This is a genomic window from Actinospica sp., from assembly GCF_035552695.1.
Classification (GTDB): domain Bacteria; phylum Actinomycetota; class Actinomycetes; order Streptomycetales; family Catenulisporaceae; genus Actinospica.
The window spans coordinates 28245-44067 of record NZ_DASZKT010000012.1; the positions used below are offsets into that span (position 1 = coordinate 28245).

14 protein-coding genes are annotated in these 15823 nt (G+C 69.9%); 7 read left to right on the forward strand and 7 right to left on the reverse strand.

The features are described 5' to 3' along the window. Positions 1-5: 5 nt before the first annotated feature. Positions 6-764 carry a GntR family transcriptional regulator gene (locus VG296_RS02755; RefSeq protein WP_325562690.1) on the reverse strand — a complete coding sequence of 253 codons (759 nt, stop codon included), beginning with the start codon at positions 762-764 and terminating at the stop codon, positions 6-8. Positions 765-887: 123 nt separating this feature from the next. On the opposite strand from VG296_RS02755, the gene mraY reads away from it, so the two are divergent. After that, positions 888-1952: a phospho-N-acetylmuramoyl-pentapeptide-transferase gene (gene mraY, locus VG296_RS02760; protein ID WP_349259433.1), complete on the forward strand. Its 1065-nt coding sequence runs from the start codon at positions 888-890 to the stop codon at positions 1950-1952. Positions 1953-1967: 15 nt separating this feature from the next. Here the strand turns inward: mraY and VG296_RS02765 are convergent, their stop codons facing one another. Then, complete coding sequence (locus VG296_RS02765) at positions 1968-2603, reverse strand: substrate-binding domain-containing protein (RefSeq protein ID WP_325562694.1); 636 nt, start codon at positions 2601-2603, stop codon at positions 1968-1970. Between the two features lie 44 nt (positions 2604-2647). Here VG296_RS02765 and VG296_RS02770 point away from each other — a divergent pair, with 44 nt between their 5' ends. Next, positions 2648-3460 (forward strand): NRDE family protein, encoded by an 813-nt coding sequence (locus VG296_RS02770; RefSeq protein WP_325562696.1) that lies wholly within the window; start codon positions 2648-2650, stop codon positions 3458-3460. Continuing rightward, positions 3457-4692: an amidohydrolase family protein gene (locus tag VG296_RS02775; protein ID WP_325562698.1), complete on the forward strand. Its 1236-nt coding sequence runs from the start codon at positions 3457-3459 to the stop codon at positions 4690-4692. Before VG296_RS02770 ends, VG296_RS02775 begins: the two co-directional genes overlap by 4 nt. A 4-nt stretch (positions 4693-4696) precedes the next feature. Here VG296_RS02775 and VG296_RS02780 read toward each other — a convergent pair whose 3' ends face one another. Both VG296_RS02780 and VG296_RS02785 read right to left on the reverse strand, forming a co-directional pair. Then, a complete protein-coding gene (locus tag VG296_RS02780) occupies positions 4697-5905 on the reverse strand; it encodes a winged helix DNA-binding domain-containing protein (protein WP_325562700.1) in 1209 nt (402 codons plus the stop codon). Between the two features lie 71 nt (positions 5906-5976). Continuing rightward, positions 5977-6237 carry a hypothetical protein gene (locus VG296_RS02785; protein ID WP_325562702.1) on the reverse strand — a complete coding sequence of 87 codons (261 nt, stop codon included), beginning with the start codon at positions 6235-6237 and terminating at the stop codon, positions 5977-5979. A 264-nt stretch (positions 6238-6501) separates the two neighbouring features. Between VG296_RS02785 and VG296_RS02790 the strand changes: the two genes are divergently transcribed. From VG296_RS02790 to VG296_RS02800, 3 genes are all read left to right on the forward strand, one after another. Beyond that, positions 6502-7338, forward strand: coding sequence for a helix-turn-helix transcriptional regulator (locus VG296_RS02790; RefSeq protein WP_325562703.1), 837 nt, complete (start codon positions 6502-6504; stop codon positions 7336-7338). Then, a complete protein-coding gene (locus VG296_RS02795) occupies positions 7338-7547 on the forward strand; it encodes a DUF397 domain-containing protein (RefSeq protein WP_325562705.1) in 210 nt (69 codons plus the stop codon). Before VG296_RS02790 ends, VG296_RS02795 begins: the two co-directional genes overlap by 1 nt. A gap of 124 nt (positions 7548-7671) precedes the next feature. Beyond that, positions 7672-8031, forward strand: coding sequence for a hypothetical protein (locus VG296_RS02800; RefSeq protein WP_325562707.1), 360 nt, complete (start codon positions 7672-7674; stop codon positions 8029-8031). Here the strand turns inward: VG296_RS02800 and VG296_RS02805 are convergent. The 3 genes from VG296_RS02805 to VG296_RS02815 are packed head-to-tail and all read right to left on the reverse strand — an operon-like array spanning position 8028 to position 12772. Beyond that, the gene (locus VG296_RS02805; RefSeq protein WP_325562709.1) at positions 8028-9176 is read right to left on the reverse strand and encodes a tetratricopeptide repeat protein; all 1149 of its coding nucleotides are present in this window, start codon (positions 9174-9176) and stop codon (positions 8028-8030) included. The genes VG296_RS02800 and VG296_RS02805 overlap by 4 nt on opposite strands. Positions 9177-9178: 2 nt before the next feature. Next, a complete protein-coding gene (locus VG296_RS02810) occupies positions 9179-11803 on the reverse strand; it encodes an ATP-binding protein (protein WP_325562711.1) in 2625 nt (874 codons plus the stop codon). Between the two features lie 57 nt (positions 11804-11860). Beyond that, positions 11861-12772: a hypothetical protein gene (locus VG296_RS02815; protein ID WP_325562713.1), complete on the reverse strand. Its 912-nt coding sequence runs from the start codon at positions 12770-12772 to the stop codon at positions 11861-11863. Between the two features lie 97 nt (positions 12773-12869). Between VG296_RS02815 and VG296_RS02820 the strand changes: the two genes are divergently transcribed. Next, on the forward strand, positions 12870-15794 hold the full coding sequence (locus tag VG296_RS02820; protein WP_325562715.1) for a glycoside hydrolase family 2 TIM barrel-domain containing protein: 2925 nt from the start codon (positions 12870-12872) through the stop codon (positions 15792-15794). The last annotated feature ends 29 nt before the right edge of the window (positions 15795-15823 follow it).

Sequence of the window (15823 nt, forward strand, 5' to 3'; positions counted from 1 at the left end):
CGTCGTCAGCTCCCTGTCTTCATCATCGGTACGGCCCGGTCACGCACGAGCGGCGAGAGGGCGATGGAATTGCGGATGGTGAACGCGACCGCGTCGCCGACGTAGCGGTCCTCGGACCACTCGAGGGCCAGCCCGCGCGGATCGGTGGCCCGCCGCCGCTCGCGCAGCAGTGCGATCCCCGGCTCGATACTCAGCAGGCGCGCGTCGTCCGGCGTGGCGTTGACGGCGTCGATCGTGTGCTCGGCCTGCGCGAAGACGATGCCGCGCTCCTCCAGCCGCTCGCTGATGGACTCGCGCTCGAGGTCGACGAACGAAAGCGGCAACCCCGCCCGCTCCACGTACGCTGTGCGCTCGATCATCACCGGCGTGCCGTCGAGCAGCCGCACCCGCACGACGTAGACCACCGGATCGCCCGGCGCCAGGCCCAACTCCTGCGCCTGGATCTCCGTCGCCGCACGCCGTTCCATCAGGTCGACCCGTCCGCTCGGCTCCGCGCCGATCGAGCGTGCCCAGCGGGAGAACGACCGCAGTTCGCCGAAGTTCTGCAACCGCGGCTCGGCCAGCACCGTCCGCCGCGCTCCCTGGTGCGAGGCCACGACCCCGTCCTCGCCGAGCACGGCCAGCGCGTGCCGGATCGTGCTCCGCGCGACGCCGAACTGCTGCGCGAGTTCGTGCTCTGACGGGAGCCGCGACCCCGGCGGATACGTGCCGTCGCTGATCGCCCGGCGCAGCCGCAGCGCCACATCCTGATACCGCGTCGTCATCCTCACCCCTGCCTACTTGTAGGCACAAGCTACAAGTTGTTCCTACAAGTTGTCCAGGCACAGTCGCGCGGCCGTCCGTACGATGACGCAGACCCGCCGAGCCGCAGGAGGACCCACACCATGATGCGAGCGGTCTTATTCGCCGCCATCTTCGCCCTGATCCTTTCCCTGGTCGGCACGCCGATCGCGATCCGCTTCTTCACGCGGCGCGGCTACGGGCAGGAGATCCGCGAGGACGGACCGAAGAGCCACCTGGTCAAGCGCGGCACGCCCACGATGGGCGGCATGGTGATCGTGCTGTCCACGATCGTCGCGTACTTCCTGGCGAAGCTGGTGACCCTGAAGGCGCCGACGCCCTCCGCGCTGCTGGTGCTGCTGCTGATGGCGGGCATGGGGGCGGTCGGCTTCGTCGACGACTACATCAAGATCCGCAATCGCCGGTCGCTCGGGCTGCGCGCCAAGGCGAAGCTCATCGGCCAGTGGACCGTGACGATCGTGTTCGCGCTGCTGGCCCTGCATTTCCGCAACGCCATGGGCCTGGCGCCGGCGAGTGATCACATCTCGTTCCTGCACGACATCAGCTGGCTCAGCCTCGGCCCGATCGTGTTCGTGCTCTGGAGCTACCTGCTCACGGCCGGATGGTCCAACGCGGTCAACCTCACCGACGGCCAGGACGGCCTGGCCAGCGGGGCCTCCGCGATGGCCTTCGCCGCGTATGTCGTGATCGGCGTCTGGCAGTACGGCCAGACCTGCGGCACGTCCGCGGCCGCCGGCTGCTATCAGGTCCGCGACCCGCTCGACCTCGCGATCGTCGCCGCGTCCGTGATGGGCGCGTGCTTCGGCTTCCTCTGGTACAACGCCGCACCCGCGAAGATCATCATGGGCGACACGGGTTCCCTCGCCCTCGGCGGTGCCTTCGCCGGTCTGTCCATCTGCACCCGCACCGAGGCGCTCGCCGCCATCATCGGCGGCCTGTTCCTGATGGAGCTTTTCTCCGTCGTGATCCAGGTGGGCTCATTCAAGCTGCGCAAGGGCAAGCGCGTGTTCAAGATGGCCCCGATCCACCACACCTTCGAGCTGATGGACTGGCCGGAGGTCAACATCACCATCCGGTTCTGGATCATCGCAGGCCTCTGCGTCATGACCGGCATCGGCCTGTTCTACGGCGGCTTCGAAGCGCATTGGTGACTTGGTGACGGCTCCTCACGCCATCCGCACCCGGCAGTTGCGGCTCACGGTGTCGGCGAACGAGCGGGCGGCGGGCGGGAGCGCGTCCCAGGAGGGGGCGGCCCAGCCGACGGGGAGCGGCGGCAGGCCTCGCAGGGGCACGAGGCGGACGGCGCCGTCGGCGGTGTGTGGCTGGTCGGGGAGCCGGGGGACGATCGTGTGGCCGAGGCCGAGTTCCGCGAGCAGAAGTGCCGTGTCCCAGTCGGCCGCGCCCGAGTCTTCGGCGAGGGTGACATTCGTCAGGGACTCCGCGAGCCGAGCGCCGGAGCTCGAATCCTCGGGCAGCCTGATCAGCCGCAGGCCGGACAGCTCCGGCACCTCGACCCACGCGCGGTCCGAATAGATCTCGCCGGCGCGCATCGCGAGCGCCCACGGCAGTAGCATGACCGGCCGCTGCTCGATGCCGTCCACCGGGTCCGACATCGTGACCCAGGCCAGGTCCGCGTCGTCCTCGAGTAGTGCGGCGAGGCAGTCTCCGCTTGACGGCGCGGTCCGGAACTCGAGGCTCACCTGCGGGTTGCGGAAGCGGAACTCGACGATGGCTTCGGACATGAAGTGCCGTATCGTCGCCGCCCCGGTCATGATCCGGATCGAGCCCTTGGCGGATGACATGGGCCTAAGGTAGGGCTTAGGACCGACGGAAGGGCGAGGCTCGCGTGTGTACCGCATTGATCAGCGTGGATCCCGGCGGCCGCGTTCCCGTGCTGCTGCTCTTCGCCCGCGATGAGCTCGTCGAACGCACCTGGAAGCTCCCCGGTCGGTACTGGCCGGACCGTCCGCGGCTGGTCGGGGGCATGGACCTGCGCGAGGGCGGCACGTGGCTCGCGGTGCGGCCGGGTGACGACGCCGCGGGGCCGCGCGTCGCGTGCCTGCTGAACGGGTTCGGCACGTTCGCGAGCCCGGACCGGCGGCTCACCCGCGGACAGCTCCCGCTCATCGCGGCGTCCGGCGAGTTCATCAGCGACCTGGACCTGACCCGCTACGACCCGTTCCACCTGCTCGTCGGCGACGTGACCGGTATGAGCATGCTGACGTGGGACGGCAGCACCCTTGCGGACCGCAAGCTCGCCCCCGGCACCCACCTCGTCTCGAACCGCGGGCTCGAGGTCGAGGACGACCAGTTGCCGACAGCGCCGGACCGCGCCGTCACGCTGATCGAGGCGCGGATCAAGCATTTCAGGCCTCTGTTGCAGTCCGCGCCGCGACCAGAACCCGAGCCCGGCCACGGCCGCTCCACGCAGCAGGCGTGGGGCGCGTGGATGCGGCTCGCGGACGGCGACGGCCTGGACACCGGCGACGTTCGAGCCCTGATCGGCAAGCACGACTGGGGCGAGGGCCAGGCGTGGATGACGTCGTCCGTGGCGCTGGTCGCGCTGGGATCCGGTGGCGTACGGTACGACATGAACCCGGCACCGGGCGAAGGCAGCGAGGCCGACGAAGGCAACTGGTACGAGGTGGTGACCGCGTGACCCGCACCGTGTTCGCCGGTGGAATGGTCTTCGACGGAACCGGCGCGCCGCCCGCGAGGGCCGACGTGCTGGTCGAGGGCGACCGTATCCTCGACGTCGGCATCGGCCTGGACGGCGACGAGTCGGTCGACTGCACCGGGACCGTGCTGCTGCCCGGCCTGTTCGACTGCCACGTGCACGTCGCGTTCTCCGGCCCCGTCGGGAGCATCACGGATCGCGTCCAGAAGCCCTTCTCGTATCAGTTCTATGAGGCCGCGCAGAACCTCCGGCGCACCCTCGAACTCGGCATCACCACGGCCCGGGACGCGGGCGGCGCCGACCTGGGCATCAAGCGCGCCGTGCAGGACGGGCTGATCCCGGGACCGCGCCTGCAGATCTCGGTCGCGGCGATCTCGCAGACCGGCGGCCACGGCGACGGCTGGATGCCGTCGAGCCACTGCCTGCCGCTGTTCGTCGAGCACCCGGGCCGTCCGGCGACCATCGCGGACGGCAACGACGAGGTGCGCAAGATCTCCCGGCAGTTGCTACGCGCGGGCGCCGAGGTGCTGAAGGTCTGCGCGACCGGCGGCGTGCTCTCGCCGGCCGACGACCCGCGGCACAGCCAGTTCACCGAGGAAGAGCTGCGGGTCATCGTCACCGAGGCGGCGATGCAGGGCCGGTACGTGATGGCGCACGCGCAGGGCACCGAGGGCATCAAGAACGCGCTGCGTGCCGGAGTGCGGTCGATCGAGCACGGCATCTACCTCGACGACGAAGCCATCGAACTGATGCTGGCGAAGGACGCGTGGCTCGTGCCGACGCTCATCGCGCCGGTGGCGGTGCTGCGGCAGATCGAGGCCGGGACTGACATGCCGGAGTTCATCGTGCGCAAGGTCAACGAGGTGGCCGCGGCGCACGTGGAATCGATGCGCCGCGCCGTAGACGCCGGCGTGCGGATCGCGATGGGCACCGACTCGGGCGTGGGCGCGCACGGCACGAACCTCGAGGAGCTGCCGCTTATGGAGGCCACCGGCATGACCCCGAGCCAGGTTCTCGCGGCGACCACCTCGTCCGCGGCCGAACTGCTCGGCTACGGCGACGCGCTCGGCAAGCTCGCGCCGGGCTATCGGGCGGACGTCGTCGTCGTGGACGGAGATCCGCTCGGTCAGCTGTCCGAGCTGCCGAAGCTCGTGCGCGAGGTCTGGCAGGACGGCCGCCGCGTCTCCACACCCCAGCAGGCCTCAGTCGCCTGACGACTCAGCTGCCCAAGCTGATCTCGACCGACGCCTCCAGGCCCTCCCCGGCGATGAAGCGCGCCAGATCAGAGCCCTCACGCTCGATCGCCTCGCGCTCGGCGGCGTTGACCTTATGGAACAGCGAGATCGCCAGGACCGTGCGTTCGGAGCTGCCGGAGCTGCCGGAGCTGCCGGGGCTGCCGGAGCTGCCGGAGCCGCCGGGCTTGCCCGAGCCGCCGGAGCCCGCGCTCGACTTCGTCTTGCGCGGCAGGGCGATCTTCCAGGTCCCGCGCCATTCTCCGTCCACGAACAGCGTCCCGGTGCGTGCGCCGTTGCCCGGCGGGATCGGCGGCTTGCGCAGGTCCGGAATGAAGCGGGTGCGGTCCGCATATCCGAAGAACACGTTGTCGTATTCGGGTAGGAAGCGCACCGGCGCGGACACGAACTCGGAGGGCCGCGGCGCGTCCCGCAGATCGTAGAGCAGCCGGCCGTCCGGGTCGCGGAACGTGGTCAGCTTCGGCGAGAGACGGTCCGCGACCTCCGACAGGCGCGTCAGGCCCGACCATGCCTGGGCGTCCTGGACGGACGCGGGCCCGAAGGCCGCGAGGTAGCGCAGGAGAATCCCGTCGGGCGACGGCGCGGCCTCCGGTTCGCGCCCGAGGAACGCGGCGAACGTCGTCTGCCGTGTGGGCGCGCTCGCGTTCCACTTTCCGCGCGGCGGCACGTGAATCAGCGCGAGCCGCCCGCGTGCGCCGTACGCCAGGGCGTCCGCGTCGTAGCCGGGAAACCGCTGAGCGAGCTGCTGACCGAGCTCGGCCGTGCTCAGTTCCGCTGCGACGAGCAGATCGAGGGCCGTCGACGTCAGAGCATCGAGGTCGATGCCGGTCAGGCGTCTGCCGAATGCGGACTGCACGGTCCGCGCGCTGATCGGGCCGGTGAGGCCCTGCCAGGCCAGAGCGTCATCGGTGGTGACGAGATGGACCGTGGCGCGCATCAGATTCGAGCGCACGACGCGGCGCGCGTCGTAGAGCTCGTCGAGCGCCGCGGGGGAGTAGTGGGCGAGGCGTGTCCACAGGCCTACGTGTGGGGCCAGCGGAGCCTGCGCCTGCATCCCGGCGAGCGCGTGGATCGCGTCGTACGGGCGGCAGGAGCCGCGCTCGAGCAGCAGTTGGCGGGAGAGGGTCGCCCGGTTGAGCGCTCTCCGGCTCAGGGTCGGTGGCGTGGTCGGCACGCCTCGATTATCGGCCCCGCCCCTGACGAACCCGTGTCGGCGACCCCGTGGTCTGTCGACCGGGTGGGGCACTAGGGGGATACGCGCCGGTAATCGTCGTCGCCCGGCCCCTTGATCCAGGCGGCGACGGCACGCGGGTCGGCCGACTCGGTCGCGTTGCGCAACAGCATCTGCGCTGTTCGGAGTGCGTTCGACTCCGTCTCGGCGCGACCGGTCGAATAGGCGGGATAGGGCGTCTCGCCCCGGCGCGCCCACTCGACGCGGTATTCCCAGGGCAGCTCGCGGGAGCGCGCGGCGAAGATCTCGCGGCGCACTTCCGCGACGAGTTGCACTGAGGTGAGTCTCTCGTTCACTGCTATCAGCCCTTGATGCGTATACCTATGCATGGGTTTCGTGATGCATCCGGTGAGGTGCTAACGTGGCGTCAGATCCGATACACATCCTCACGGAGGGTAGCGGATCCAGCATGCTTAGTTACATGGAACGTTACAAGTGACGTTCCGTTAATTTACCCGAGCTTTGCTTGATCACACACCTCGGCGCGCGATCGGGCAGGCAGACTTTCCGGGAGCCGGACGGGAAGGGAGTGATGCGCGGTGCCGTTCACGGCCAGTTGGACGCAGAAGGCCCTCGCCGAAGAACTCTCCCGGCTGCGCAAGGAGCGCGGCTACTCGGTGCGCGACGTGGCCGAGCACACCGGCTGGAGCATCGCCAAGATCTCCCGCGGCGAGAACGGGGTGAGCAAGCTGAACCCGCTCGACGTGCGGCGGCTGGCCGCGCTCTACGAGCTGGCCGACGCGGACGCGGACCGGCTGTGCGAGATGGCGAGGGACAGCATCGCGGACGCCTGGTGGCGGCGCTACGAGCGCTGGCTGAGCCCCACCTTCCTGGAGTTCCTCGGCTACGAGGCCGACGCCGCGCGCGCCTGGTCGGTGCAGACGATGTTCGTCCCCGGGCTGCTGCAGACCAGCGACTACGTCAAGGCGATCCTCGGCATCGGCCCGGTGCGCGACCCGGACCGCAACGACGCCGACTACGAGGTCAGGCTGCGTCGCCAGCGCCGCCTCGAGGAGCCGGAACCGATCGAGCTGACCGCCCTGATGGCCGAGTCCGTGCTGCACTGGCAGTTCGGCGGCGCCGAGGTGATGCGCGGCCAGCTCACCCACCTGTGCACGATGGCCGAGCGGCCGAACGTGAGCGTCCGGGTGATCCCGTTCGCCCACCCGATCCCGATCTACCCGATCGACCTGTTCGAGTCGGGCGGCTCCGCTCCCGCCGTCGTGTTCTCCGAGACCCAGTGGGGCACCCCGTTCACCGAGGATCCCATTGAGCTGCGCCAGGCCCGCCGCGAGATCGAACGCCTCGAGGCGGCCGCCCTGTCGGAGCAGGAAAGCAGCAAGATGATCGAGCGCCGAATCAGAGAGTTGGATTGATGCGCATCAACGAGTGGCACAAGGCCGCCGCCTCAAACGGCGGGACCAACTGCGTCGAAGTGATGGAGACCGCGGACGGCTTCCGGGTACGGGACACGAAGGACGACGGCGGCGGCGCCGTCCTGTCCTTCACCCACGCCGAGTGGGCCGCGTTCCTCGACGGCGTGAACAACGGCGAGTTCGACCCCGTCGACGCTTCGGCGGTCTGATCGCCCGATCCGGCTTTCCCCTGCTGTATCTCCCCGCGGCAGCGACCCCGTGCGAGCACCGGCTCCCGGGGTTGTTTGCTTTTTCCGGGGGAATTTCCCCGCTCCGAAGGCGGCTCCGCCCATCATGACCACCTCGAACATCCTCGGCGTCCTCGCCCGCGTGCTCGTCGACGACCTCGACGCCGCGCTCCCCGTCTACCGCGCCCTCGCCGAAGGCGCAGAGCCGCAACTCTTCGACTTCCGCGACGTCCGCCTCGCCCGCGTCGGTCCGTTCTTGCTGCTGAGCGGCGACACCGCGGCGTACCGGGATCGCGTCGCCACCCTCCGCGTCCGCTCGCTCGAACCCGTCCTCGCCACGCTGTCGACCCACGGCGGCGATGTCATCGACGGTCCGTCCGCCGCCCCGAACGGCAGAAGGCTGATCGCGCGGCACCCTGACGGCTCAGTGTTCGAGTACGTCGAGTCGGGCGCGGATTCGAGCTAGGAGTCGCCTGCGCGCAATGAGTCGAGCGCGTCGCCTGTCAGCTGCCGGTGCTCCGCGGCCCACGTGTCGCTCGGGTCCAACTCGAGCGCGCGGTCGAAGTCGGTGAGCGCGTCAGCGTGCCGGCCTAGGGCGAGCAGCGCCGCACCGCGCTCGGCGTGTACCCACGCGACGGTCGGGTTGAGCTTGATGGCGGCGTCGTAGTCGGCAACCGCCCGGTCGTAGTTCTCCGCGAGACGGTGGGCGATGCCGCGCTGCGCGACTGCCCACATATACGACGGAGCGTAGGCCACGGCCCGGTCCAGGTCGGCGAGCGCGTCCGGGAAACGATTGCGGGCACGGAGCAGCTTGCCTCGGCGGGCGAGCGCCATGGCCTGGGCGTAGCGGCCTTCGCAGTACTCGGACAGCCGAACCGCGTCATCCATGTAGCGCAGCGCGAGCTCTGCGCGGTTCGCCCGTTCGTGGTAGTCGCTGAGATAGAAATTGCTCAACATGCGATCATACGGAGCGCTTGTCGGTGCCTCGATCACGGTCTGGAAGTGTTCCGCCGCTTCGTCGCCCCGATCGGCCGCGAGCAGCGCGCGTCCCAGGCAGTTGTGGTGGTAGGCCATGGTGTATCCGGGGGCTGACGGGTTGTACGTCTCGTACGCGGCTCGTGCGTGTTCCAGTGCCGGCTCGGCTTCGCCGTGGTCGAGATGCACCTCGGCGCGTTGCAGCAGCAGCCCGGCGCGCCAGTGCGGATGGCCGGTCTGGACGAACCAGTCGTCCGCCTCCGCGATCAACGCCAGCAGTTGCTCCTTGGTCGACGCGCCACGCAGCCGGACTACGAGTACGAAGCTCATGTGCGCCGACCCGATCGCGCGCACCGCCGCCGGATGCGCGAGCGGCTGCTCGTTCTTCGGATCCTCGGCGAGCCTGAACACCTCGACGTAGCTGACCATCGCCGCGGAGTTCTCGCCGAGCAGCCGCTGCGCGGACGCCTGCGTGGTCAGTGCCCTGACGAGCAGGCCGGCGTCACCGAACCGTCGTGCCGCCAAGACCGCGCGCTCGGCGGTCGCCAGCGCCTGGAGCGAGCGGTCCGCCGTGTTCAGCTCCCAGGACTCGTCGACGAGCAGCTCGATCGCGCGACGCGCGGAATCCCGCGGCACGGTCAGTCCTCCTCGGCCAGCAGGCGCAATCCCGACTTCGCGGCCTCCACCAGCGAGACGTCGATCCCGACCCCGCGCGCGACCTCGGCCGAATCCGCCTTGAGGAACTCCGGCCACGTAGGGTAGCGCGTGCTGATCGCCGAGCCGACGGACTCGTCGAGGTCCGCGCACCACGCGAGGACCGACGGGCTCAGATACCGCTCATGCTCGCGGTCCCGGCCCACCTCGGGGTGCCGGGCGAGCGCGATCAGCACTTCCCCGCGCAGCACGGCGCCGAGTCCGCGTACCGTACGCCGCGGCACGTCCGCGAAGCTCGACGGCAGCTCGGGATGCCCTTCGTCGCACAGGATCAGCTGCGGCAGGCCGAGGATCTGGCCGATGGAGATCTCGTTGATCAATCCCTGATTCAGCAGCGGGCCCGCGAACACGGCCACGTTCAGCACGGCCGGGACCGGCGGCTCGTCGAGGTCCAGCGGCAGGTCCGAGTCCGCGGGCGGCGAGTCGGCGCGGCGCACCTGCCAGTAGTACGGCCCGGCCTCCAGCACCGAGCGGACCGCGGCGAAGATCTCCTCGGACCGCGGCTCGCCCTCGGGCAGGGTGACCGAGCAGGACAGGTACGCGGGCGGCGGTTCGGGGGCGGCGTCGATCGGCGTCGGGTCCACGTCCATGCCGACGTCAAGGTCCGGGTCCGCGTCCGCGGGCCCGGACCCCCGCGCGACCTGCTCGGCCAGGCTCAGCATCAGGTCGATCACCTGGTTGAACTGCGTGAACATCGTCTGTACGGCGTCCGCGGGCAGCGTGCGCGCCAGCAGCATCAGGGCATTGTTGTAGAGCGACTGCAGCGCGTTGCGGCCGACTTCGTCGTCCAGGCTCGGCCGTGCCGCGAGCTTGCCGATGATCGGATTGGCCGCGTTCAGGTGCAGCGTCAGCGGATCGTCGGCCTCGGCCAGGAAGTCCTGCACGATGTCCCGGATCGCCGCCGGCATCGCGACGTCGCCCGCCAGCACGTCCATCTCCCGCCGACGCCGGCTCTCCCGCGTCTCGGTGAGCACGGCCGGTAGCGCGGCCGGCTCGAACCTGCTGGCCCGCGCCGTCACCCCGCGGTCCTCGAACAGTGTCGCGTACGCCTGCTCGAGCGGGGCATATCGCTGCGCCTCGCTCCTGTCTAAGGGTTCGAACAGCGCCTCGGCACCGGCCTGATCGAGGCGGTTGAGCCGTACCCGCTCCGGCCACGTCTCCGCGTACTTCTTCAGGAACCGTTCGGCGAACGCCTCCGTGCAGTCGAACACGCGCACCCCGCGCGCCGCGCCCAACAGCATGTACTGCTTCGCCGACTCCTCCTCGGTGATGTAGTGCACGACGGTCGCGCCGTCGGGCCGCCGCTCGGCACTCGCGAGGTAGTCGGCGACCGTCATCGGGCCCTGATCCGTGGCCAGAAGCGCGAGATCCGCGACGGCCCGGAAGAAGCGCCCGTGCTCGGGCTGCACCGACATCGCGAGGATGTGGTACGAGTGCCAGCGCATGATCTCGGTGAAACCGCGTCGGCTGGCCGTGGACAGCCGCGTCAGTTCCCTGACAACGAGGTCCCCGAGCGTGCGCTGGACTGCCGCCAAAGCCGCGTTGTGCCGCACATTGTCCCGCGCGGCGTTCGGCGTCAGCTCGTTGCACTCCAGCACGCCCTGCATGAACTTCGCCCAGGGCGGCAGCACGTCCCGATTCGCCGCGCCGATGAACATCCGGTCGACATACACGTCCACGGTGCCGCGCGCGTTCACGTCCGGGGTGTGGCGGTCGGTGACGGCCAGCACACCGCGTATTCGGCCGGTCCGCTCGCCGCCTGGGGAACCGGCATCGGGCCAGTGGAAGGGCTCGTCCACGGCCAGGACGTGCAGCGAGTCCTCCTCGGTGAAACGCCGGTCCCAGAAATCCCGGTGTGCAGTGAACCGCTCGCGTTCGTCGGCAAACGCCCGATGCCACGGCGCGGTGACCGAGTTCGCGGGCTGAGCGTCGTCGTTCACGTAGACGGGCACGCCGATGAAGTCCGCGTAGGTGCGGATGATCTGCTTGATCCGCACTGTCTCGAGGTAGCGCGTGTGCTGCGGGCTGACGTGCAGAACAACAGTCGTGCCGACGAACTCGCGCTGCCCGGGCCGCACCGAGTAGTTCCGGCCGCCGAGGCTCTCCCAGTGCAGCGCCTCGTGCCCGGCCGCCTTCGTCTCCACGCTCACCCGGTCGGCGACGATGAACGCGCTCAGCAGGCCGATGCCGAACTGCCCGATCAGCTCGACGGTCCGGCCCCGATCCGCCGCCACGATCCGCTCGCGCAGCTCGTTCGTCCCGGAGCGCCCGATCGTCGAGAGGTACGCGTCGATCTCGGCGTCGGTCAGTCCGCAGCCGTTGTCCGCGATCCGGATCTGCTGGGCGTCCCGGTCCACCTCGACCGAGATCCGCGGCGCCGGCGGGACGGGCTCCGCGCGCTCGTTCGCCAGCTCGGCCCGGCGGGTGATCGAGTCGTGCGCGTTCTGGATCATCTCGCGCAGAAAGACGTCCGGATCCGCGTACAGGTTCTGCGCGAGGAGCTGGATCAACCCCTCCAGCTGGATCTGGAACACGCGTTGTTCGGACAAGATACCTGTTCCTCCCGCTCGGCCGCCGCGCGAGCGCCCTTCTCGACGCAGCCGATGCTATCCGACGAGCCGGTCCACGCCGTAGCCACTGATCAACAGTCTTTCCTTTCTGTTGCCGAGCAGTCGCGCGGTCCAGTCGGTGAACCCGCCGTCGCCGACCTCCCGGCCGTCCGCATGCACCTTGAAGCAGAGGCCGCAGTAGTAGCCGCGCCCGGACTCCCGGTCCGGATCCGGGACCACGCGCACGCCCGGGACCTCGGCGAACACCGTCGTCACCTGATCGAGGACGGCCTCGAACGCGGGAGCCAGCACCGTCACGCGGATCTCGGTCTCCGCGCCGAGGCTGCCGACGGCCTGGGCGGCGAAGCGCAGGTGAAGCGTGAGCGCGGCGTTCTCGAAGGCGAGTCCGCCGCCGTCGCGGCCCGCGCTGACCAGCCCGAAGAGTTGGAAATGCGGTGAAAACCCCGGAGTGTCGAAATGCTGGGCGCGCACGACGCGCTGGCTCGCGGCCAGGTGGACCGGCGAGGCCGAGCGCGGTGAAACGGCCAGCAGGTCGGACCGCCGCGCGGCGGCCTCGAGGGCGAGCGCGTTCGTCGGATCGGCGGCGACCTCGCTGCCCCGGACCGTGGCGATGACCTTGCGCGGATCCACGGTCGCGACAGCGGAGTGCGTGGCCAGAGTGGTCACCGGTGCGAGCGCCGGCATCTCGAAGTCCGGCGGCAGCGCGGCGATCAGCGCGTCCTCCGCTCGGCGTATTTGTGTGAATGGGATCGGCGACGGGGCCACGAAGCGGTCCGTGCGGTAGCGGCGCATGACCTCGGCCGGCGTAACGTTCAGCGCGCGTCGCCGGTAGACCTCGAGCAGCAGCGTGGTCAGGTCGGCGCCCGAGAGCCGTTCGGACAGCAGTTCAAGAAGCGGCGCGTCGTGCTCGGCCGCCTGCTCCAGGATGCGTCGAAGTGCCGGGTTCATCGTCGGGTCATTCTAGGGAGGTCTTGTCCTGAGGGCCGCTGAATTACTAAGCTTCAAACGTAATCGCACATGAGTAAACAGGAGGGGACGGATCCCCATGTCCAACGACGTCGATGTCGCCTACGTCGAGTCCTATTCGCCCGGGCGTGACCGACTCCGTCCCCGCGCCTACTTCGCCTCCGACGCGCCAGCCGTGGAGCTCGACGGGACCTGGCGTTTCCGCCTGGCCGCCGGGTCCGGCGACCTCACGCCCGGCTTCGAGGAGCCCGAGTTCTCGGACGGCGGGTGGGACGAGCTGCCGGTTCCGTCGCTCTGGCAGCTGCACGGCTACGGCGCCCCCGCGTACACCAACGTCAGGTACCCCTTCCCGATCGACCCGCCGCGCGTGCCCGACGCGAACCCGACCGGCGAGTACCGGCGCGAGTTCGAGCTGCCCGAGGACTTCCCGCTGGACCGCGCCGTGCTCCGATTCGAGGGCGTGGATTCCTGCTTCGCCGTGTGGATCAACGGAGTCCGGCTCGGCGACGGCAAGGGCAGCCGGCTGCCGACCGAGTTCGACGCTGCCCGGGCAGCGCTGCGGTGCGGCCGGAACGTGATCGCGGTGCGCGTGCACCAGTGGTCCGGCGGCAGCTACCTCGAAGACCAGGACATGTGGTGGATGTCCGGGATCTTCCGCTCCGTGCGGCTGCTGGCCCGAGGGCTCGAGGACTACTTCGTGCACGCCGACTACGACCACGAGACCGGCACGGGCACGCTGCGCGTTGAGACCTCGCAACCGGCGCGGCTGAACGTCCCCGAACTCGGCATCGAGGACGCCGACCCGGCCGGTCCGTCTACCCTCCCGGTAGAGCCGTGGTCCGACGAGACGCCGCGACTGTACGCGGGCGAGCTCGTCGTGGACGGCGAGCGCGTGCCGCTGCGCATCGGCTTCCGGCGCGTGGCCGTGCAGGACGGTCGCATCGTCGTCAACGGGCAGCCAATCCTCTTCCGCGGCGTCAACCGGCACGAATGGCACCCGCGCACCGGCCGCGCGCTTGACCACGAGACGATGCTCGCGGACGTGCTGCTGATGAAGCGGCACAACATCAACGCCGTCCGCACCAGCCACTACCCGCCGCACCCCGAGTTCCTCGCACTCTGCGACGAGTACGGGCTGTGGGTGATCGACGAGTGCGACTACGAGACGCACGGCTTCGACGCCCTCGGCTGGGCCGGCAATCCGAGCGCCGAACCGGTCTGGCGCGAGGCGCTGCTCGACCGCGCGGCCCGCATGGTCGAGCGCGACAAGAACCACCCCTCGATCATCATCTGGTCGCTCGGCAACGAGGCGGGCGTCGGCGAGAACCTGGCCGCGATGGCTGAAACCATTCGCGGTCGTGATGGCAGCAGGCTGATCCACTACGAGGGCGACCGGGCCAGCGCGTATGTCGACGTGTACTCGCGGATGTACGCGGGCTACGAGGAGGTCGACGAGATCGGTCGCGGAGTCGAGCCCGCGACCGCCGACCCGGCCGACGACGCGCACCGCCGCTCGATCCCCTTCATGCAGTGCGAATACGGGCACGCGATGGGCAACGGCCCGGGCGGCCTGCGCGACTACCAGGACATGTTCGAGAAGTACCCGCGACTCGCGGGCGGGTTCATCTGGGAGTGGATCGACCACGGCATCGAGCAGACCGACGCTGACGGTGTCACGTACTACGCGTACGGCGGCGACTTCGGCGAGGAACTGCACGACGGCAACTTCGTCGCCGACGGCCTGATCTTCCCGGACCGCACCCCGTCGCCCGGCCTGATCGACTTCAAGAAGGTCATCGAGCCGGTGCGCGTGACGGTCGACGCGGTGTCGCGGACCCTTGAGATCGGCAACCTGCATCACTCGCGCGACACCGGCTACCTGCGCTGGGAGTGGACTGTCGAGGCCGAGGGCGTCGAGGTCGTCGGCGGCACGGTTGAGATCGAGCCGGTCGCGGCGGGTCAGAGCGGTAGTGCGGCGTGGCCGAAGGAGGCTGACGACTCGGCGGGAGACGGCGAGCTCTGGCTGACCGTGCGCGGCGTGCTCGCGGAAGATGAGCTGTGGGCCGAGGCGGGGCATGAGATCGCTTGGGGGCAGGGGAGAATCGATGCTCCGCAGCCTGCGGAGGTTCCGGCTCCCGCCGTTTCACCCAGCTCCCGCGACGGATCGATCCAACTCGGCACCGCAATCTTCGACGCGCAAACCGGTGTCCTGCGCAGCGTCGGCGGCATCGACGTCGAGGGGCCGCGCTTGGACGTGTGGCGCGCGCCGATCGACAACGAGGTCTGGGGCGAGCACGGGCCTCGGCACGAGCCGCTGGCGTCACGCTGGCACGACGCGGGCCTGCATCGGATGCACCACAAGACGCTCGGGGTCGAGGCGACCGCGACCGGCATTGAGGTTCGCACGCGGCTCGGCGCGGCGGCCGTCGGCTTCGGGCTGGACGTGCTCTACCGCTGGACCACCGACGCGGCCGACGTACTGTGGCTCGACGTCGTCGTCGACCCGTACGGCACGTGGACCGTCCCGCTGCCGCGCCTCGGCGTCGCGCTGACCCTGCCCGGCGAATACGACCACGTCGAATGGTTCGGTCTCGGCCCCTGCGAGGCCTACCGGGACGCGGCCAACGCCGTGCGCGTCGGCAGGTACCACCGTGAAGTCACCGCGATGCAGACCCCGTATGTGCGCCCGCAGGAGAACGGCAACCGCCGCGACGTGCGCTGGGCCCGCCTCAGCGACGCCTCCGGCGACCGCGGTCTGCTGCTGATCGGCTCGCCGGTCATCGATCTGACCGTCAAGCCGTGGTCGACGCGGACCCTCGAAGCCGCGAAGCACGGCAGCGACCTGCGCCCCGATGACGGGGCCCGGATCCACGTCAACCTCGACCACGCGCACCAGGGCGTCGGCAGCGCCGCCTGCGGCCCGGAGCTTCCGGAGAAGGACACCCTGCACGCCACGCACGCGGAGTTCCGTATCGGCTTCGCCGAGATCGTCGGCGAGTCGTAGGCGTCCCGCGCGGGCCCTAGAGCCGGGGG